The organism is Clostridium sp. LBM24168, from assembly GCF_052953915.1.
This window is the reverse complement of the sequence record NZ_CP196861.1, coordinates 1438224-1457441: the sequence shown is the minus strand read 5'-3', so window position 1 is coordinate 1457441 and position 19218 is coordinate 1438224. Positions and strand designations below refer to the sequence as shown.

Annotated in this window: 18 protein-coding genes; 11 read left to right on the top strand and 7 right to left on the bottom strand. The window is 30.8% G+C overall.

Annotated features, from left to right (window positions below; translation table 11 throughout):
• Positions 1-3126, bottom strand: a complete 3126-nt coding sequence (locus tag ACSVC9_RS07250) for an efflux RND transporter permease subunit (protein WP_446899670.1) — start codon at positions 3124-3126, stop codon at positions 1-3.
• A 192-nt stretch (positions 3127-3318) separates the two neighbouring features.
• Here ACSVC9_RS07250 and ACSVC9_RS07245 point away from each other — a divergent pair, with 192 nt between their 5' ends.
• Together ACSVC9_RS07245 and ACSVC9_RS07240 are read left to right on the top strand one after the other, a co-directional pair.
• Positions 3319-5253 carry a sigma-54-dependent Fis family transcriptional regulator gene (locus ACSVC9_RS07245; protein WP_446899669.1) on the top strand — a complete coding sequence of 645 codons (1935 nt, stop codon included), beginning with the start codon at positions 3319-3321 and terminating at the stop codon, positions 5251-5253.
• A gap of 231 nt (positions 5254-5484) precedes the next feature.
• A complete protein-coding gene (locus tag ACSVC9_RS07240; protein ID WP_446899668.1) occupies positions 5485-6558 on the top strand; it encodes a 2,3-butanediol dehydrogenase in 1074 nt (357 codons plus the stop codon).
• Positions 6559-6636: 78 nt separating this feature from the next.
• On the opposite strand, the gene ACSVC9_RS07235 is transcribed toward ACSVC9_RS07240, so the two are convergent.
• Together ACSVC9_RS07235 and ACSVC9_RS07230 are read right to left on the bottom strand one after the other, a co-directional pair.
• Positions 6637-6912, bottom strand: coding sequence for an acylphosphatase (locus ACSVC9_RS07235; protein WP_446899667.1), 276 nt, complete (start codon positions 6910-6912; stop codon positions 6637-6639).
• A 25-nt stretch (positions 6913-6937) separates the two neighbouring features.
• The gene (locus ACSVC9_RS07230) at positions 6938-7453 is read right to left on the bottom strand and encodes a flavin reductase family protein (RefSeq protein ID WP_446899666.1); all 516 of its coding nucleotides are present in this window, start codon (positions 7451-7453) and stop codon (positions 6938-6940) included.
• A gap of 157 nt (positions 7454-7610) precedes the next feature.
• Between ACSVC9_RS07230 and ACSVC9_RS07225 the strand changes: the two genes are divergently transcribed.
• Positions 7611-8429 (top strand): purine-nucleoside phosphorylase, encoded by an 819-nt coding sequence (locus tag ACSVC9_RS07225; RefSeq protein ID WP_446899665.1) that lies wholly within the window; start codon positions 7611-7613, stop codon positions 8427-8429.
• 6 nt (positions 8430-8435) lie between these two features.
• Here the strand turns inward: ACSVC9_RS07225 and ACSVC9_RS07220 are convergent, their stop codons facing one another.
• Entirely contained in the window at positions 8436-10292 is a 1857-nt protein-coding gene (locus ACSVC9_RS07220; protein WP_446899664.1) for an Nramp family divalent metal transporter, read from the bottom strand.
• Positions 10293-10434: 142 nt separating this feature from the next.
• Between ACSVC9_RS07220 and infC the strand changes: the two genes are divergently transcribed.
• The 6 genes from infC (at position 10435) to ACSVC9_RS07190 (ending at position 14899) form a co-directional block, all read left to right on the top strand.
• Positions 10435-10950, top strand: a complete 516-nt coding sequence (infC, locus tag ACSVC9_RS07215) for a translation initiation factor IF-3 (protein WP_446899663.1) — start codon at positions 10435-10437, stop codon at positions 10948-10950.
• A 340-nt stretch (positions 10951-11290) separates the two neighbouring features.
• The gene (locus ACSVC9_RS07210; RefSeq protein WP_446899821.1) at positions 11291-11500 is read left to right on the top strand and encodes a FeoA family protein; all 210 of its coding nucleotides are present in this window, start codon (positions 11291-11293) and stop codon (positions 11498-11500) included.
• Positions 11501-11548: 48 nt separating this feature from the next.
• A complete protein-coding gene (locus ACSVC9_RS07205; protein WP_446899662.1) occupies positions 11549-11770 on the top strand; it encodes a FeoA family protein in 222 nt (73 codons plus the stop codon).
• 53 nt (positions 11771-11823) lie between these two features.
• Positions 11824-13971, top strand: coding sequence for a ferrous iron transport protein B (gene feoB, locus ACSVC9_RS07200; RefSeq protein WP_446899661.1), 2148 nt, complete (start codon positions 11824-11826; stop codon positions 13969-13971).
• A gap of 1 nt (position 13972) precedes the next feature.
• Positions 13973-14116: a FeoB-associated Cys-rich membrane protein gene (locus ACSVC9_RS07195; RefSeq protein WP_446899660.1), complete on the top strand. Its 144-nt coding sequence runs from the start codon at positions 13973-13975 to the stop codon at positions 14114-14116.
• A 420-nt stretch (positions 14117-14536) separates the two neighbouring features.
• On the top strand, positions 14537-14899 hold the full coding sequence (locus ACSVC9_RS07190; RefSeq protein WP_446899659.1) for a TSUP family transporter: 363 nt from the start codon (positions 14537-14539) through the stop codon (positions 14897-14899).
• A 403-nt stretch (positions 14900-15302) separates the two neighbouring features.
• On the opposite strand, the gene ACSVC9_RS07185 is transcribed toward ACSVC9_RS07190, so the two are convergent.
• Both ACSVC9_RS07185 and ACSVC9_RS07180 read right to left on the bottom strand, forming a co-directional pair.
• Positions 15303-16253, bottom strand: coding sequence for a DNRLRE domain-containing protein (locus tag ACSVC9_RS07185; RefSeq protein ID WP_446899658.1), 951 nt, complete (start codon positions 16251-16253; stop codon positions 15303-15305).
• Position 16254: 1 nt separating this feature from the next.
• Positions 16255-16554 carry a hypothetical protein gene (locus tag ACSVC9_RS07180; RefSeq protein WP_446899657.1) on the bottom strand — a complete coding sequence of 100 codons (300 nt, stop codon included), beginning with the start codon at positions 16552-16554 and terminating at the stop codon, positions 16255-16257.
• Positions 16555-17004: 450 nt separating this feature from the next.
• Here ACSVC9_RS07180 and ACSVC9_RS07175 point away from each other — a divergent pair, with 450 nt between their 5' ends.
• A complete protein-coding gene (locus ACSVC9_RS07175; protein WP_446899656.1) occupies positions 17005-17541 on the top strand; it encodes a flavin reductase family protein in 537 nt (178 codons plus the stop codon).
• A 222-nt stretch (positions 17542-17763) separates the two neighbouring features.
• Here the strand turns inward: ACSVC9_RS07175 and ACSVC9_RS07170 are convergent, their stop codons facing one another.
• A complete protein-coding gene (locus ACSVC9_RS07170; RefSeq protein WP_446899655.1) occupies positions 17764-18108 on the bottom strand; it encodes a hypothetical protein in 345 nt (114 codons plus the stop codon).
• Between the two features lie 119 nt (positions 18109-18227).
• Between ACSVC9_RS07170 and ACSVC9_RS07165 the strand changes: the two genes are divergently transcribed.
• Positions 18228-19157, top strand: coding sequence for a patatin-like phospholipase family protein (locus ACSVC9_RS07165; RefSeq protein ID WP_446899654.1), 930 nt, complete (start codon positions 18228-18230; stop codon positions 19155-19157).
• Positions 19158-19218: the final 61 nt, after the last annotated feature.

The window sequence follows — 19218 nt, the reverse complement described above, 5'->3', positions numbered from 1 at the left end:
TTACACCTCCTGGATATCTAATTTTTTTTTCTTATTTTTAAATATGTGATTTTTTAAATCATCCATTAATGTATATACAATAGGAAGTATTATGGGAGTGAGAATTGTTGATGCAATCATTCCTCCTATAACTACCATGGCCATGCTTGATTTAAATTCGCTTCCTTCACCCATAGATAGTGCAGATGGAAGCATACCGACTATCATGGTTGCAGAAGTCATTACAATAGGTCTTAATCTTGTTGTACCGGATTCAATTAAAGCGTCCTTTAAATTTTCACCACGTTTCATCAATGTATTTGTATAATCAATTAAGAGAGTACCATTTTTTGAAGCTAATCCATCAAGCATTATGAGCCCTATAATTGACATCATATTTAATGTTTTACCAGTGATTGCAAGTATTGCCAGTGCTCCAATTAAAGCGCATGGAAGTGAAATCATTCTTATAAATGGTGTTAAAAAAGATTCATATAGTACAACTAGTATCATATAAATTAGTATGAGTGAAATGATCAATGCTTCCGCTAGAGAAGTAAAACTGCTATCCATATCTTCTTGGTTTCCTCCATATTTAATTTCATAGCCCTGTGGAATAGAGAATGATTTTAATTTTTTAGTTATGTCTTTATTAACAGCACCGAGTGTTCTTCCCTCAATATTTGCTGAAATTGTAGCTACATCCTGTCTATCCTGTCTAGATATTGATGATGGGCTATCTGATTTTATTATAGATGCAACCTGATTTACGGGTATTGCTTCACCTGCTTGGTTTAATATTTTTATAGAACCGATATCTGAAGGCGTTCTTACATCTCCATCTTCAAATTTTACGGTTATATCATAATCATTTCCATTTGTTCTATATACACCAGCAGAAGAACCTTGAATTGCTGTTCTGAGTACTGAGGATACATCAGAAGATGATATGCCATATTGTGTTGCAGCCAATCTATCTATTTGAATTCTCAGTTCACTTTCATTAGATTTAGTTGAGTTATTGATATCGGTAATTCCAGGTATATCTTTTAATATCCCTTCTACCTTGCTGGATATTTCATTTAATGTAGACGGTTCATTGCCAAGTACCTGAATTGATATAGGACTACTGCTTCCTCCCATATCGGATTCAGTTACGGAAAAATCTGTTCCAGATAATGAAGAATTGGCCCAATTACGAACCTGCTTTGCTATTTCTGATTGAGATTTCTTTCTATCACGCTTAGGATGAAGATTTACAATTATACTTGCAGAAGTTGATTTACTGGATGTTAGTCCATTGTTGCTAGAACCAACTGTAGAATAATAGCTTTGAATTTCCGGAATTTTATGTAAGTAATTTTCTGCCTGTCTGACTTTTTTATCCATTTGATTTAATGTTGTGCCAGAATCAAACTTCATATTCACTGTAAAAGTACTTTCATCTGTTACAGGTATTAATTCTGTTCCTATTCCACCTATTGGTACTAGGGCTATAACAGCTATTAAGACTGCTAATGTAATAGATAATACTCTTTTCCTGTGATTTAGCGACCATATAAGTGCTTTCCTATAGACAGATGTTAAATTGTCTATGGAACCTGAAATTTTATCGAGTATTTTAAACAATTTTGTCTGTTTTATTCTAACAATTAGTCTAGAAGGTTTTTTATTGTCGATTTTATTGTATAGTCTTGATGCCAGCATAGGAGTAACAGTAAATGAAACAAACAGTGAAAATAAGGATGCAACGGCTATGGTTAGGCCAAATTCTTTGAAAAAGCTTCCTGCCATACCTGACATGAAAGCAACAGGAGCATATACAACTACATCACATAAAGTTATTGCAATGGCTGCAAGACCTATTTCATTACGACCATCTATAGAGGCATTAATAGGATCTTTTTTCATGGAAAGATGCCGCTGTATATTTTCAAGGACAACAATTGAGTCATCTACAAGTATTCCTATGCACAATGATAGTCCCATTAGAGACATCATATTTAAAGTGAATTTCATAATATACATCATGAAAAAAGTTGAAACAAGAGATGTAGGTATTGCTACCAATACTATAAGGGAGGATTTCCAGCTTCTCAAGAACATGAATAAAACCAATGCAGTGGTTATTATGCCTTCTATTAAACTTCTTTTTATTTCAGAAAGGGAGGAATTTATGAATGTAGTTGTATCATAGGCAACTGTGAGATGAACATCTTTCGGAAGAGTTTCTTTAATAACATCTAGTTCCTTTTTTATACTATTTACAGTTTCAACTACATTTGCATCGCTTTGTTTTTGTATACTTATACCTATGGTATTTTTACCATTTAGCCTTAAATATTGTTCTTCTTCTGGGTATTCTAGTTTTAAATCGGCTATATCTGAAAGATGAACTGTACTGCCATCTGTGGTTGGTATTAACAGATTTTTGACTTCATCTATATTTTGAAATTGACCTATAATCCTTACCGATTCATTTATATTCTCCTGTTTTATTTGTCCTGCAGGTAAGTTTATATTGTCGGATTGAAGCTTACTAAGTAAAGTGTTTATATTAACATTATGATATTCTATAGCCGATTTGTTTAATTTTATTATAAGCTGTTTTTTTTGTATTCCTTCAAGATTTACATTTCCAACACCTTGAATTTTCTGAAGTTCCTCGGTTATATTATTTGATTCATTATATAGTTCATCATAGGATGCAGTTCCTGACACGGAAAGAGTTAGAACAGGCATTGCATTTGTGTCTATTTTGAATAGAATTGGTTTATCTGCATTTTTGGGCAATTTACCTTGAGCATTATCTATTGCTTTTTGAACATCCAAAAAAGCTGTGTTCATATTTGTGTTCATTTTGAAGGTTATAATAGTTTGTCCGACACCTTCACTTGCTGTAGATTGAATTTTATCAATTCCGTTTATTCCAGATACAGCATCTTCAATTGGTTTTACAATATCAGTTCTGATGTCATCGGCACTGGCTCCTGCATATGGTGTCGAAATTGAAATTATAGGTATGTCCATGGATGGCAGTAGATCGGCACCGAGATTTCTGTATCCGAATATACCTAAACCGAATAAAAGTAGTATTACCATAGTTATTGTTGCGGGCTTTTTTACAGATAATCTAGTTAAATTCATCTTTTTCCCCCCTATAAATTGTTCTTGTACTTACGAAATTACATGTTACATTATATATTTATATATCGTAGTTTTCAATAATAATTGACAAATTTTAATTTAATATACTTAGTTTATTGAGTAATTATACTCCATTATGGTAAAATATAAATTAAAGTGTTCTAAATTAGTATATTTTTAGAAGGTGATACTTTGGAAGATTACATTAAATTTATATATAAAGCATGGAAGGATTTCATAGAAAAAGGTTATATAAATGGTGTAGTTCGCAGTGATATAGCCAATTCATGGAGAAGATGTAAGAATTATAATGTTGACCCGATGGGAGGAAAGGGAAAAGAAACTGACAAGGCAAATTTTCAGAATATAATAGATAGAAATAGAGATTTGATATCTGTGGCACATTCTACTATGGAAAATTTATATAAAGTTGTGGCAGGATCAGGATTTGTAATTATGTTGGTAGATAAAGATGGATATGTAATAGACGTCATAGGAGATAATGAGATAATGAAGAGGGCGGATGAATTAAATTTTGTAAAAGGTTTTCTATGGACAGAAAAATCAGTTGGGACGAATGCTATAGGTACGGCATTATATCTAAATAAGCCTATACAGACAATAGGGGCTGAGCATTATGGAATAAATCAACATTCATGGACGTGTTCTGCTTCACCAATTCATGATAAACTAGGAAATATAATAGGATGTATAAATATGTCAGGAAACTATTATAATGCTCATTCCCATACACTTGGAATAGTTACTGTAGCGTCTCAAGCTATTGAAACACAATTTCAGCTTACTATATCAAATAAACTCATGAGTATGACTTTGGATTCTTTGTCTGAAGGTATGATGGTCATAGATAATAATTTTAAAATAACAAGAATAAACAACATGTCTGAACGAGTTCTTAATATGGATAATAGTATTCTGGGAAGAGACATCAAGAGCATAATATCAAATGTAGATTTTCAAAATATATTGGATAACCCGGATAGGTTTTATAATAATATTACATGTAATTTTTCTATAAATGGAAATATAACAAAATGTATAATAAATGCTTCATCTATAAAAATGAATAACAAGGCGGTTGGAATTGTAATAACCTTCAGAGAATCACAATATTATCACAAACTTGTGGGTAAAGTAATAGGGTATAGTGCGAATTATACTTTTGAAGATATTATAACGGATGATGAAAATATGAAAAAGATAATAGAATTAGCCAAGATAGCGGCTAAAAGTGATTGTAATATTTTAATAGAGGGTGAAAGTGGAACAGGTAAGGAGCTAATTGCTCAATCAATTCATAATTATAGTAACAGAAAAAATGGCCCCTTTGTAGCTGTTAACTGCAGTTCAATACCCAGGGAACTTGTTGAAAGTGAGTTGTTTGGATATGAAAAAGGTGCATTTACAGGAGCATCTAAAAATGGAAATCCAGGTAAATTTGAACTTGCAAATGATGGTACTATCTTTTTGGATGAAATAGGTGAACTTCCAATTGATATACAGTCGAAATTACTGAGAATTCTAGACAATAACAAGGTAGCAAGAGTAGGCGGAAATTATGAAAAACAGCTTAATGTAAGGGTAATAGTGGCTACAAATAGGATACTTATGGATGAAATAAAAAATAAAACTTTTAGAGCAGATCTTTACTATAGACTAAATGTCATGAATATAAGAACTATACCACTTAGGAAGAGAAAAGGAGATATAGAGCTTTTAATTAGATATTTTGTAGACAAATTAAATTCTAAAAATCCATCACAGCATAAGACTGTTGGAAATGCTTATATTGAAAGGCTTAAAGAAAATATATGGATTGGAAATGTAAGAGAATTGAGAAATATAGTTGAGAGAGATTATTATTTAAGTGATAAAAAAATATTTTCTAGTGACTATTTGATAGAAGATAGACAAAGTTTTGATTCTAATGAAAAGGAGAAATTGCAAAATACAATATTTGAAATTGTTCCTATACAAGTTATTGAAAAAAATAGTATCAAGGATGCTCTTGAAAAATGCCATGGTAACATGCTTAAAACTGCGAAATTTTTAAATATAAGCCGTTCTACCCTGTATAGGAAAATAAAGAAATATAATATAAAATAATTATTTACTATAATAGCGATGAATTGTATCATAATAATACATCAATATATTGTGTACTATTATGATACATAAAATAATGTATGAAAATGATACATTATAAATGGGATATACTTATATTTGTGATATGCTCTATTTGGCACAGTATTTGCTATAAATATGTGTGTTAATATATTAACATTATATATATTAGTATTAAATTTATCAATGTTGATAGATTAAGGAGGAAATTTTATGAAAGCTGCACTATGGTATGATAGAAATGATATTAGGGTGGAAGAAATAAATGAACCTGAAGTAAAAAAAGGGTATGTAAAAGTTAAAGTTAAGTGGTGTGGAATATGTGGTTCCGATTTACACGAATACCTTGGAGGACCTATATTTATTCCTGTAGGTCAGCCTCATCCCTTAAGCGGAACTGCTGCACCGGTAGTTTTAGGACATGAATTTTCAGGAGATGTAGTAGAAACAGGAGATGGAGTTGCAAGTCTAAAAAAGGGAGATAGAGTTATTGTTGAGCCTATAGTCGCATGTGGTAAATGTCCTGCTTGTTTAGAAGGAAAGTACAATTTATGTGAAACACTTGGCTTTCATGGTTTGTGTGGAAGTGGTGGTGGATTTGCTGAATATACAGTTTTCCCTGAAGAGTTTGTTCATAAAATACCAGATACAATGTCTTATGAAGAGGCTGCGCTTGTAGAACCAATTACAGTTGCCATGCATTCTGTTAGAATAGCTAATTTCAATGTAGGAGATACAGCTTTAGTACTTGGGGCAGGACCTATAGGGCTTGCAACTATTCAATGCTTAAAGGCAGCAGGAGCAAGCCTTGTGGCAGTATTTCAGAGAAAGTCTATTAGACAGGAATATGCAAAAAAATTTGGCGCCGATGTAGTACTTGATCCAAATGTAGTTGATGTAGTGGAAGAAGTTAAAAAACTTACAAATGGGGTTGGAGTTAATGTTGCTTTTGAAACTACAGGGGCCGCTATAGGGCTTAATACTGGAATAGAAAGTATTAAATATGAAGGTACATTGGTTGTGACGAGCATATGGGAAGGTGAAACTAATTTTAATCCTAATGAACTTGTTTTTACAGAGAAAAAGATAGTGGGAACGCTTGCATACAGACATGAGTTTCCAGCAGCCATAGCACTTTTAAATAGTGGAAGAATAAAAACAGATGGATACATTACAAAAAAGATATCACTCGATGATATAGTTAAGGAAGGATTTGAGACTTTAACCGGACCTGAAAAGAAGAAACAAGTTAAAATACTTGTAACTCCTGATAAATCACTTCTGTAGTTTATAAAAAATAAAATGTAAGTTTTATACGATTTTGGTTAAAAATAGAGCACCCCGACCTAAAGAAGTGCTCTATTTTTAATATTTGATTTTAAAAGATGATTTACTGTCTATGGTATTTATATTCTTGCAAGATAGATTCGATATATTATATATAAATCCATTGCATTTTTCTAATTTATTGATAAATATATCTAATACTTTTGTATCTCCTTGAATTTCTATGCAAACAGAACCATCTTCCATATTTTTTACCCATCCGGTCAGGTTCAGATTTGAAGCAATAGAATTTGCAGTATATCTAAAGCCTACACCCTGAACTCTTCCCGATACCCGTATAGCATATCTTTTCATGGTACCAGTCATCCCTTTTTGTATTCTACTTATCCAATGTGTAGCAATTTAATATTTCACCGTGATATATTGTATGATAATCTTCATTATTATAGCTTTGAATATTTATTTTGCTATCTAGAAAATTAGGTTTTAGGTGCTCTTTATATAGAGTTCTGCATTCAAAATATATTCCACATTCTTTAATAACTGGAGTGGAAATGACTTCTCCAGGTACCAGTTTTAAATTGCATTCTTTTATTTTATCAAAATCTCTTCCTGACTTGGAACCACAAAAAGACAGTTCTTTTTTTAAATTATCACTTACAGGTATGCTTATAGTAAATTCGTTGGATTTTTCGATAAAACTATGAGTGTATCTGGATTCCCTTACAAATATAGTAAATACAGGTTTCCCCCATATAATTCCGATACTTCCCCATCCTATTGTCATTGTATTAATCTTATCATCTAATTTAACTGTTAGAAATGCCCCTTGTTTACGGAGATGTTTTATGCTTTTATCCAAAATTTCTGTAAACTCTAGATTAATATGCTTCATGTCTATAAACTCCAATCTTTAATATAGTTATTAATGTTATATATATTAATTATATATCAAAAATCTTATAATTCAATATTAAAAAATTTCTGTGTATATGCTAATATAGTTAAATGTGGAATAAATAATTTAGCAATTTAGTTGGAGGGAACATAGTATGGATATTGAAAAAGATTTAAGGAACTCGGCAAATTATATAATGAGCAGGACAATGTATAGACCCAAGATTGCTATTATACTTGGATCAGGTCTTGGTAAAATTGCAGAAGAAATAGAGAATAAGGAAATTTATAATTATATTGATATTCCAAATTTCCCTGTTTCTACAGTCATTGGGCATAAAGGTAGACTGATTATAGGAAGACTTAATGGAAAAGTAGTAGTAGCAATGCAGGGGAGACTTCACCATTATGAAGGATATAGTATGCAGCAAGTTACATTTCCTGTAAGGGTCATGTCATTACTTGGAGTTGAAAAATTAATAGTTACGAATGCTTCGGGTGCTGTAAATTTAAAATATAGACCAGGTCAACTTATGCTTATAAAAGATCATATAAATTTGTCTTTTGATAATCCTCTTATAGGCAAAAATATGGATTCATTTGGACCGCGTTTTCCTGATATGTCTAATGCATACGATAAAAAGCTTAGAGAAAGAGTAAAAGAAGTAGCAAAAGAAAATGGCATAGAACTTCAAGAAGGAGTGTATGTATGCATGAGCGGACCCAATTATGAAACCCCTGCTGAAATAAAGATGATAAGGATAATTGGGGGAGATGTAGTCGGCATGTCAACTGTTCCTGAAGTTATAGTTGCCAATCATGAGCATATGAAAGTCATAGGAATATCCTGTGTTACCAATATGGCTGCAGGAATCCTGCATAAGCTACTTGATCATAAAGAAGTAATTGAAACATCAAAATATATAGAAAAAGATTTTGAAAAATTATTAAGAAATATAATATGTGAATTATAAATTTTTCTACCTTGCAATCAATATTGGAATTGAAATTCTATGTTTAATTTTATCTGTTATCGTTCCAAACAGTATGTCTGAAATTCCATGGTGACCGTGAGTACCGAATATTAGAAGATCTGCTGAATATTTATCTACAATATCAACTATGGATTTATGTGGTTTGCCATAGCCAATTTTGCACAGGATATTCTTGATTCCAAATGCTTTTAATTGATCCGCGTAAAAGTTTAATCTTGCTGCATCGGTTTTGCTTTCAATATCATTTGAATTTGTACCGTATATTTTTGCATCTGCACTTTCAACTACATGTATTAAAATTAAATTAGTGCTGCTTTTTGAAAGATTTACAGCGTGGGACAATATAGCTTCATCATTTTTTGTAAAATCAAGAGCGAGTGCAATACAGTTATATGGCTTTATATTGCTTATTCTAGGGATTTTGATATCTCCATGTATATTTGTAAGTTTACTGTTATATTCTTTATTCAGCAGAGGTTCGAAGGTTATATATATGAGCAGAAGTGATAGAAGAATACAAAATACAGTTATTAAAAAATATTCGGTTTGGTCTATATTCCCGGATAATAACCAATTATTTATAGTTTCAATAATAAGTTTTATATTAAGAGATATTATTATAATTGCCAATAGCCATGCTATAATTTTTGACTTTATAGGAATTACAAAATCTTTCATTAACTTTTTACTCCCTACAAAATGTATTAAAGGAATGATTGCAAAAGATAACTGAAGACTTAGTATTACCTGACTCAAAATTAGAAGGCTTGCAGTAGATGAATCACCAAAATATACAATGGCAAGCACAGAAGGTATAATTGCAAATATTCTTGTTATAAGTCTTCTCACCCAGGGTTGAATTCTAAAATTTATAAAACCTTCCATGACAATTTGACCTGCATAAGTTCCGGTAATAGTTGAAGATTGCCCAGCAGCTATTAAAGCTATACCAAATAGTACAGGGGCTATAGTACTTCCAAGTATGGGTTCAAGTAATTTGTGGGCCTTCAAAATATCGTCAACTCCGTAATTACCGCTTTTGTAAAATACTGATGCAGCTAATATAAGTATTCCGGCATTAACAAGAAAGGCCAGATTCAATGCAAATATGGAGTCTAAATTGTTAAATTTAATAGCTTGCTTTATTCCATATTTATTTCTTTCTATATTTCGTGTCTGGACTATAGAAGAATGAAGGTATAAATTGTGGGGCATTATGGTAGCACCTATAATACCTATACCTATATATAGTGCTTCATGGTTAGGAAGACTTGGTATAAATCCGGACATGATGTTCCTGTAATCAGGATTGGAAATAATTATTTCGATTAGAAAACTTATACCTATAATTGCAATAAGGCATAATATGAAAGCCTCCATCTTTCGTATTCCTAATTTATCAAATACAATCAGTAGAAGTGTATCAAAGCCTGTTATAATTACTCCATATATTATAGGAATATTAAAGATTAGATTTAATCCTATGGCAGTACCAAGGACTTCTGCAATATCAGTAGCAATAATTGAAATTTCACATAGGATCCAGAGTATATAATTTATTATTTTGGTATAGTGGCTTCTGCAGGTCTGAGCAAGATCTTTTCCTGTCACGATTCCGAGTCTGGCGCATAGGGTCTGAAAAAAGATAGCCATTATGTTAGATAATAGAATAATCCATATAAGAGAGTATCCGAATTTACTACCGCCAGCAATATCGGTTGCCCAGTTTCCAGGATCCATATAGCCTATGCTTACAAGATAGGCAGGTCCTATGAAAGCAATTAATTTTTTATAGAAATTTTTACTTTTGGGTATTTGAACCGAATTTTTGTTTTCTTCCATATATAGTTCATCCTTTCTTTGTGAATAGATAGTATTATGCTATGTAATATATATTACCATGTAATCATTATTTTTTACTAAATCATTTTCAAATTTTATATTTTTTTGATATAATATACTATATAAATTAAATTACTGCGAGGTGTTTTGTATTAATAATAAAAATTTTAACTTAAATGAAGGAATCAGGGCAAATGAAATTAGGTTGGTGGGAAACGATGACAGCAAAATTGTTAAGACAAGAGATGCACTAAATCTAGCTAGGGAAAATGGACTGGATTTGGTTATGGTATCACCCCATGCTAAACCGCCTGTATGTAAAATAATGGACTATAAAAAGTTCCTTTATGATAAATCTAAAAAAGAAAAAGAGGCTAAAAAGAAGCAAAAAGTAATAGAAATAAAAGAAATAAGATTAAGTGCGACAATTGAGGAAAATGATATAATTGTAAAGGCAAATAACGCCAGAAAATTTATTGTAAAGGGAAATAAGGTAAAAGTATCTATAAGATTTAGAGGAAGACAAAACAATTATACTTCAGTTGGGAGAAAGGTATTTGATGCATTCCTCGAAAAAATGGGGGATATTGTATCAATAGAAAAAAGACCTAAGCTGGAAGGAAATAATATGACTATGGTCCTTGTACCTAAAAAGTAGTATATTGATAATATATCAGGGTTTGATAATTTTAGACTCTGATATTATTTAAGAAATGATAAGAACCTAAATAAAGTTGGGTTCTTAGTTAGTACTATAAAAGTGTAAGTGGTAGCCTAAATTATTAGGTAACCATTTGCACTTATTTATTTTACAATAAAGTTAAAAAGGAATATAAAGAATGTTATTTATAATTTTAACAAATAGGTTTACAAAATGAGAAACATGTACTATAATTAGCATATAAATGATATTGAATATCATTTATCATTATGAATAATATTCAATATCATTTATATGATGAATAGAATTTGATAAATAAGTGAGGGAGATGAATATGATGCCAGTTACAATGGTAAAGGTTGGAGAAACCGGGAGCATAAAAGATATTGTAGGGAATGATAATACAAGACGACATCTGGAACATCTTGGGTTTGTACTTGGAGAAGACATAACTGTAGTTGCCGGTATAGGGGGCAATTTAATTGTGAAGATCAAGGATGCTAGAATTGCTTTAAGCAAATCGATGGCCAATAAAATCATGGTATAATTCAAATTTTATTTATTATTAGAAAGTATAGTATTTGGAGGTAATAATATGAAAACATTAAAAGATACTAAGTGCGGTGAAACGGTAAAAATACTTAAAGTACATGGTAAAGGAGCTATAAAGCGAAGATTTATGGACATGGGATTGACAAAAGGTACTGAAGTTTATATACGCAAAGTGGCACCTCTTGGTGATCCAGTAGAAATTAAAGTAAGAGGATATGAACTCAGTTTACGTAAAGAAGAAGCAAATATAGTTGAAATAAGTTAGAAATTTAATTGTAATAGTATTTTAATAATTGACGTATATTAGGAGGAATGTAAATGTCGATAAAAATTGCTCTTGCTGGTAATCCAAATTGCGGTAAGACAACGATGTTCAATAGTTTAACAGGAAGTTCTCAATATGTAGGTAACTGGCCGGGTGTTACTGTAGAGAAAAAAGAGGGAAAATTAAAGGGCCATAAGGACGTTATTATACAGGATTTGCCTGGTATATATTCACTTTCACCATACACTTTGGAGGAAGTTGTTTCAAGAAATTATTTGATAAATGAGAAGCCGGATGTAATTATAAATATTGTAGATGGAAGCAATATAGAAAGAAATTTATATTTAACTACCCAGCTTATTGAAATTGGTGTTCCGGTAGTAATTGCCATGAATATGATTGATATAGTTCACAAGAGAGGAGACATAATAGATATCAATAAATTAAGTGAAACCATTGGTTGTGAAGTCATAGAAACTTCTGCATTAAAAGGTATTGGATCTATGAAAGTTGCAGAAAAGGCGATAGAACTTGCAAGAGCTAAAGAAAGTTTATCCGTACAAAATATTTTTTCAGGACAAGTTGAAAATGCACTTTCTCAGATTGAAGGTATTATTAAAGATGAATTTGACAGTATAAATTTGCGTTGGTTTGCTATAAAATTATTTGAAAGAGATGAAAAAATACAGGAACAGATTTCTCTCTCCAATGATGTTAAATCGAGAATCGAAGAATTAATATTAAGTTGTGAGAAAAAGTTTGATGATGACAGTGAAAGTATTATTACAAATGAACGATATTCTTATATAAATAAAATAATAAAACAGGTTTTTAAGAGAAAAAATAAAGTTAAGATGTCTTTATCAGATAAAGTTGACAGAATCATAACAAATCGTATTTTGGGATTGCCTATTTTTGTTGGAATTATGTTTTTAGTTTATTATTTTTCAATATCAACGGTAGGAGGTGCAATGACCGACTGGGTAAATGACAATCTATTTGGAGATTTTGTACCTAATAATGTAGAGTGGCTTTTAAATACAATTGGTACTGCTGATTGGCTGAATTCATTTATTCTTGATGGTATTGTTGCCGGAGTTGGTGCAGTACTTGGGTTTGTACCTCAGATGGCAATGTTATTTTTGTGCCTTGCCATATTAGAAGATTGTGGTTACATGGCTCGTATTGCTTTTATAATGGACAGGCTATTTAGAAAGTTTGGGCTTTCTGGTAAATCATTTATCCCAATTCTCATTGGTACAGGTTGTGGCGTACCTGGGATCATGTCAACCAGAACAATTGAAAATGAAAAGGACCGTAGAATGACTGTTATTGTAACTACTTTTATTCCTTGTAGTGCGAAAATTCCTATTATTGCACTTATTTCAGGTGCACTGTTTAATGGAGCAGCTTGGGTTGCGACATCTGCATATTTTGTTGGAATTGCAGCAATTATTATTTCAGGTATACTTCTTAAAAAGACAAAACTTTTTGCAGGAGATCCAGCCCCTTTTATAATGGAACTTCCTCCATACCATGTACCAGGCGCAAGAGGTGTTCTGATACATATGTGGGAACGTTCTAAGGCTTTCATGAAAAAAGCAGGAACGGTAATACTTATAGCAACTGTACTTGTTTGGTTCTTAAGTTCCTTCAATTGGAGGTTGCAGATTGTCGATATGGAACAGTCCATACTTGCTAGTATAGGTCGTGTATTTGCAGTTATATTTGCTCCACTTGGCTGGGGTAATTGGAAAGCTTCGGTTGCTTCTATAACTGGATTATTGGCAAAAGAGAATCTTGTAGGAACTTTTGGAATACTATATGGGTTTTCTGAAGTAGCAGAAGATGGCACCCAAGTTTGGGGACAACTTCAAGCATCACTTACTCCACTTGCGGGATATTCACTTTTAGTTTTTAACCTATTGTGTGCTCCATGTTTTGCTGCAATGGGGGCAATTCGCACTGAAATGAACTCAGGAAAATGGACATCAATTGCTATTGGATATCAGTGCATATTTGCATATGTTATTTCAATGATTATATTCCAAATTGGTTCACTTGTTACGGGAAAAGGATTTGGATTTGGAACTGCAGTTGCTATTGCTTTGGTTGTAGTGTTGTTCTATCTCCTGCTTAGAAAACCTAATAAAATTGATAATGAGGTAAATGATCCTATAAATATAAAAGAGGTGGTATAATATGTCGACAGTCATAGTCGGAGTTATTGTATTTGGCATTATAGGATTTTCAGTATATAAAACTTACAAGTCCCATAAAAATGGTGGAGGCTGCAGCTGCGGTTGTTCCGGATGCAGCAAGTCAGATAGCTATTGCAAACATTAGATAAATTATATATTTAATGAAAAAATGTGGATAGTGCAAATATGTTTACACATTTTAAACAGATATGATGAAAAGATAGGTATATCAAGGGATTCAAGGCTTTTAATTTTACCCAAGGTGTTATTTGAAGACATTTTTCTGGTAAACTTAATTTAATGCTTTGAAAATGCTTAAACTCTTGTACTACCTTCTTTTCTTTTTCATTTGTCCCCAAGTAATTCTTATTTTTTATATTTATATCTTAATTTGTACAATGATGTAAGAAAGGCCAAATAGAAAAGTGAGAATGAATAGGATATAGATATTTAATTAAATTGTTCTTTGAAAATTGAGTAGTACGGTGTATCATCTAATTAGTGTTATTTAAAAGATAATAGTAAATTATTGTATTTTAATGATAATTAATTAGGGAGGGAATTTATGTTAGATGTGATTAGTTTTATTGTAATAGGTATTGCTGCAGGTATTTTGAGCGGATTGTTTGGAATTGGTGGCGGAATAATTATAATTCCAACTTTAATGTTTTTTAAAGGATTTTCTCAATTACAAGCTCAAGGCACTTCTCTGGTTGCTATGCTTCCACCTGTAGGTATACTTGCATTTATTGAGTACTATAAAAAAGGAAACACTAATTTGATGGGAGGTATAATTATTTGTATTGCAATGTTATTGAGTGCTAAATTCGGAGGTCAATTAGCAAACATGCTTCCTATGAGTGTTATGAAAAAGGCTTTTGGAATATTTGTTATTTTAGTTGGGATAAAAACTTTTTTTGGCAAATGATTAGTATATATTTTTAACATAGCAACCAAAAATAAATAATATACAAAGTGCCATGTTATTCAAAAGAATTATACGGCACTTTGTATATTTGTATAGCAAAAGGCCAAGGGGTGAAATCCTTGGCGCAATTTTATTAATTAATATGGGAATAACTATTATGAAGGAAACTAAACACTTGGAATTAATCATCTCCAGAGTAAAGTAGTATCAATGTACTGAAAACAAAAAAGGATGTTTGTATATGGAAAACCTAATACTTTATTGATTAATTGCATTGATATCCTTATATAAATAATATGTGTAAAATTCAGTTCATTATACGTAAAAATTTTAAGATGGGAAAGTCATGAATTATGACTAGAGTATAGAGAAATCTATGCTATTTTTCATTTTATATTTTATATTAGGTCTCACTGGAAATGTTGGCAGCACCTTTATAAGCACCATAAATAGTAGCATTTGTTACTAAATCACCTGTATTAAGCGCAGGTACTACGGGGATTAAATATGTCTTATTGATATTCATTGCTTCACCAGTTGAATTGATATATTCATCTGAAACATAATATTTATCAATGGTATTATTACTTCTTGTTATGACTAATTCTATCATTACTACAAAAATAGAATGTTGTTTAATTGTTCCGGTTGCTATGACTTCGGTTAGGTTAGGATTTGAAGGAACTGGAGAAATAATAGGATTGCAATTATTAACTAGTTGTACTGATAGATTAAAATCATGATTGCAATTTGATTTTCTATATTTGGTATGTGAAGTAGCATTATGTTTACATGTAATGGTTATAAAAGGAACTATCTGTTGTTTTTTTGCTAAGGACGAGCCAAAGCTTGCTATAGAATTATTCCATATATTCGAAATCATTATACTATTGTGTGATGAAAAATTTTTAACCCATGAAGAAACTATATGCGTTATATCTATAGTAACTGTTGATTTTAATGACATTGGATAGAAGCTAGTTCCGCTAAATTTATCAACTGATGGAATTCTAAAATAAGTAGTATATATGCTAAAATGATCATATGTTGGGAATATTATAAACTCAACACTTCTATCATTATAAAAACCATCACATTTGAATAGTGTTAATTTAGCCTTGTCTACTACAATGTTATTTGGTAATGAAGAAATATTAAAATAAAGTAAACTATGATACTCAAACTGGCCATCACATCCTACGATTATCTTATAGTCATGAATATTCCCGTTTGGAATTTTATCAGTTAATGTGAGACTTTTACTTGATTGGATTATAAATGTATCCAAAGATATCACCTTCAATTTAAAATGATATAATAGATGACCAATGTTATTGGCCATCTGTATTATCATATTATGACTGAACTATTTGAGCTTTTAATGACCCATAACTTGTTAACGTTACAGTTTCACCTGTTTCTAATTTCGGAACAATTGCAAGATTAAGAGTATCATTAACATCTAATGTGGTTGTACCTGCTGAATTGTCATAAACAGTAGCAATAGAGAAATATTCATGACTGGAGTCAGCTCTAAGAACGTCTAATTGAATTGCTTCAACAAAACTAGTTCCTACGGGTACAGTCCCTGTTACTGTAACTAATTGTCCAGAAGCAGTTTGTGGTGTATCAAAATCTACTGGTAATGCAGCCATATATTATTCACTTCCTTTGTTTTTGTTATTGTAGCTATAAACTTTTGTCTAATAAATATAGTATTTGTAACCTGTGAAATTGTTACTAATAGGAGATATTAAAAGAAAAATTAAATATTTAATATAAAATTTCAGATTATTAATTGCTGTTTATTTAACCTATGATTAATATGTTCTTAACAGTATAACGTTAAGATGATAATCAAGGTTGTAATTTAAATAAGTTTAACATAATAGTTTCCCTATAATAAAGTAAGTATTTTGAGTCAGCCCTCGAATACTTACTTTTTATAAAAGAAAATAATATTCATAATAATAATATATGTCCTAGGAAATTAAATTAAAAAATAAAAAAGATTAAATAAGATGATTTGAACTTATGCAATACTTGATATTTATTGTATATTGCTATATTATGTAAATAATAAAATTCTACGGAGGAATAGTACTATGAAAAAGCAAATTAAAGCATTTGACTATGCTAATAAAATCATAAATGCAATCAAAACAGGTGTGTTGTTGACAACAAAGACGGATGATAAAGTTAACTCTATGACTATTGGTTGGGGTACACTTGGAATTAAATGGGGAAAACCAGTTTTTATAGCTTTTATTAGAGAAAATCGCTTTACAAGATATCAACTTGAAAAGAATCCTGAATTTACAATAAATATACCATATAATGATTTTGACAAAAATATATTAAAGATTTGTGGAACAAAATCTGGCCGTGAAATTGATAAGATCAAAGAACTTAATTTAACGCTTGAAGCACCTGATAATATTTCTGTTCCTGCTATTAAGGAACTTCCTCTAACGCTTGAATGTAAAGTTATATATAAACAAAGACAAGATAGAGATGCAATTTCAGAAGAAAATAAGAAAATATTTTATCCACAGGATGTCGACAGCTTATTTCATGGTTCAAACAAAGACTTCCATATTGCTTATTATGGAGAAATTGTTAGTGCTTATATTATTGAATAGTATTTTTGTAAATATACCCATTATTTAATTTAATATCTTATATGTTTAAAAATAAACAATTGTATGATGGAAATAAAGAAGATAATACAGCATATAAATAAGAAACCTCCAGCGTGGATTTAGTTGGAGGTTCTTACTTGCTCACAAAAAAGATATAATGTGTTTAAAATACGTTGCATTTCAATAGTAAATGTGTATTCACACTTTTTGTAGTAATTTAAATTATATTGTAATTTTTAAATTACCACCTGTTTCTTCAGCTATTTTCTTTAATTTGTCCGTTTCATCCTGGGAACTAGATGAATTTGTAGTTACAACTACTTTATAATTAGAATTTAATACATCATGAAAACTTCCCATTCCATTGCTGAGTTCGCTGGATTTGTTATTAGTGCCAGAGAATGTTCCCGAATTGATTATAGCGTCCGAAAAATTGTATTTGTAATTATCAAAATCTATATAACTGTCGTTTAAGTCTACAGCGGAATTATTAAAGCCTTCACTTTTAAATTTTTCCGCAGCATTTCGGGCATTTTTTATTCCATTATAGTAAATTTCAACTCTCATAAAAGACACCTCTTTTAAGATTCTATTTATATAATTAGTATTTCATTTTTAATAAAAAATATTCTTTATAAAAGTAGCTTTATATTTTAATTTACATATCTATATATTGAGGTGGTGTTATGAAAATAGATGTTGTATTTGATGGCGGTGGGGTTAAAGCTATAGGGTTAATTGGAGCAATCTGTTGTTTTGAAAATTATGGATATGAAGTAAACAGGGCGGCGGGTACTTCTGCAGGGGCTATTATAGCAGCACTTTTATCTGTCGGATATACAGGGCAGGAGCTTAAATCTATAATGCTTAATATAAATTATAATGATTTCTTTGACAAAAATAAGTTATATAGAAGAATATATGGTATTAACATATTGAAAAAATCCATAAATTTATTTAAAGATAAAGGTTTATATTCATCGGATAATATAGAAGATTATATAAAGAAGCTTATTTTAAGAAAAGGTAAAAATGTATTTTATGACGTATATGAAAAAGGCGAATCTAGACTTAAGATAATAGCGTCTGATGTAACTGAAAAAAAAATTATGATACTACCGGATGACCTCGTTAAATATGGAATAGATCCTAAAAGCTTTGAAATATCTAGAGCTGTTAGAATGAGTATAAGTATACCGCTCTTTTTTAAACCTATAAAGTTTTATCATGAAAATGGATGTAGCTATGTAGTAGATGGAGGAATACTCAGTAATTTTCCGATATGGATATTTGATACTGAGGGCACCCCTGTAAGGCCAACTATTGGGTTTAAATTAGTGGATACAAGTAAGGATTATAGTGCAAACAAGAGAATGGATTTTATATCATATCTATTTGATATAATAGGGACTATGTTGGATAAAAATGAAGAAATATATGTAAAGGACAAGGATGCAGTCAGAACTGTGTTTATCCCTACACTTGGAGTTAAAACTACTGAATTTACTATATCTAATGATATGAAGATTAAACTTTTCAATTCAGGATATGAAAGTGCAGAGAAATTTTTGAGATTTTGGAATTTTAATAAATATATTAGGGACTATTGTATATGAGCTGATTAAAAATTGTTGAATTATTTTGTTATTATGATAATATCTATATAAATGATTATAT

Excerpts from the sequence above, each read along its gene's own strand:
- ACSVC9_RS07220 (WP_446899664.1), bottom strand. The coding sequence starts at position 10,292 with ATGGAAGAAAACAAAAATTCGGTTCAAATACCCAAAAGTAAAAATTTC.
- ACSVC9_RS07230 (WP_446899666.1), bottom strand. The coding sequence starts at position 7,453 with ATGAAGCATATTAATCTAGAGTTTACAGAAATTTTGGATAAAAGCATA.
- ACSVC9_RS07185 (WP_446899658.1), bottom strand. The coding sequence starts at position 16,253 with ATGATAATACAGATGGCCAATAACATTGGTCATCTATTATATCATTTT.
- ACSVC9_RS07175 (WP_446899656.1), top strand. The coding sequence starts at position 17,005 with ATGAAAAAGCAAATTAAAGCATTTGACTATGCTAATAAAATCATAAAT.
- ACSVC9_RS07235 (WP_446899667.1), bottom strand. The coding sequence starts at position 6,912 with ATGAAAAGATATGCTATACGGGTATCGGGAAGAGTTCAGGGTGTAGGC.
- ACSVC9_RS07250 (WP_446899670.1), bottom strand. The coding sequence starts at position 3,126 with ATGAATTTAACTAGATTATCTGTAAAAAAGCCCGCAACAATAACTATG.
- ACSVC9_RS07210 (WP_446899821.1), top strand. The coding sequence starts at position 11,291 with ATGCCAGTTACAATGGTAAAGGTTGGAGAAACCGGGAGCATAAAAGAT.
- ACSVC9_RS07165 (WP_446899654.1), top strand. The coding sequence starts at position 18,228 with ATGAAAATAGATGTTGTATTTGATGGCGGTGGGGTTAAAGCTATAGGG.
- ACSVC9_RS07205 (WP_446899662.1), top strand. The coding sequence starts at position 11,549 with ATGAAAACATTAAAAGATACTAAGTGCGGTGAAACGGTAAAAATACTT.
- ACSVC9_RS07240 (WP_446899668.1), top strand. The coding sequence starts at position 5,485 with ATGAAAGCTGCACTATGGTATGATAGAAATGATATTAGGGTGGAAGAA.
- ACSVC9_RS07170 (WP_446899655.1), bottom strand. The coding sequence starts at position 18,108 with ATGAGAGTTGAAATTTACTATAATGGAATAAAAAATGCCCGAAATGCT.
- ACSVC9_RS07195 (WP_446899660.1), top strand. The coding sequence starts at position 13,973 with ATGTCGACAGTCATAGTCGGAGTTATTGTATTTGGCATTATAGGATTT.
- ACSVC9_RS07225 (WP_446899665.1), top strand. The coding sequence starts at position 7,611 with ATGGATATTGAAAAAGATTTAAGGAACTCGGCAAATTATATAATGAGC.
- feoB (WP_446899661.1), top strand. The coding sequence starts at position 11,824 with ATGTCGATAAAAATTGCTCTTGCTGGTAATCCAAATTGCGGTAAGACA.
- ACSVC9_RS07180 (WP_446899657.1), bottom strand. The coding sequence starts at position 16,554 with ATGGCTGCATTACCAGTAGATTTTGATACACCACAAACTGCTTCTGGA.
- ACSVC9_RS07190 (WP_446899659.1), top strand. The coding sequence starts at position 14,537 with ATGTTAGATGTGATTAGTTTTATTGTAATAGGTATTGCTGCAGGTATT.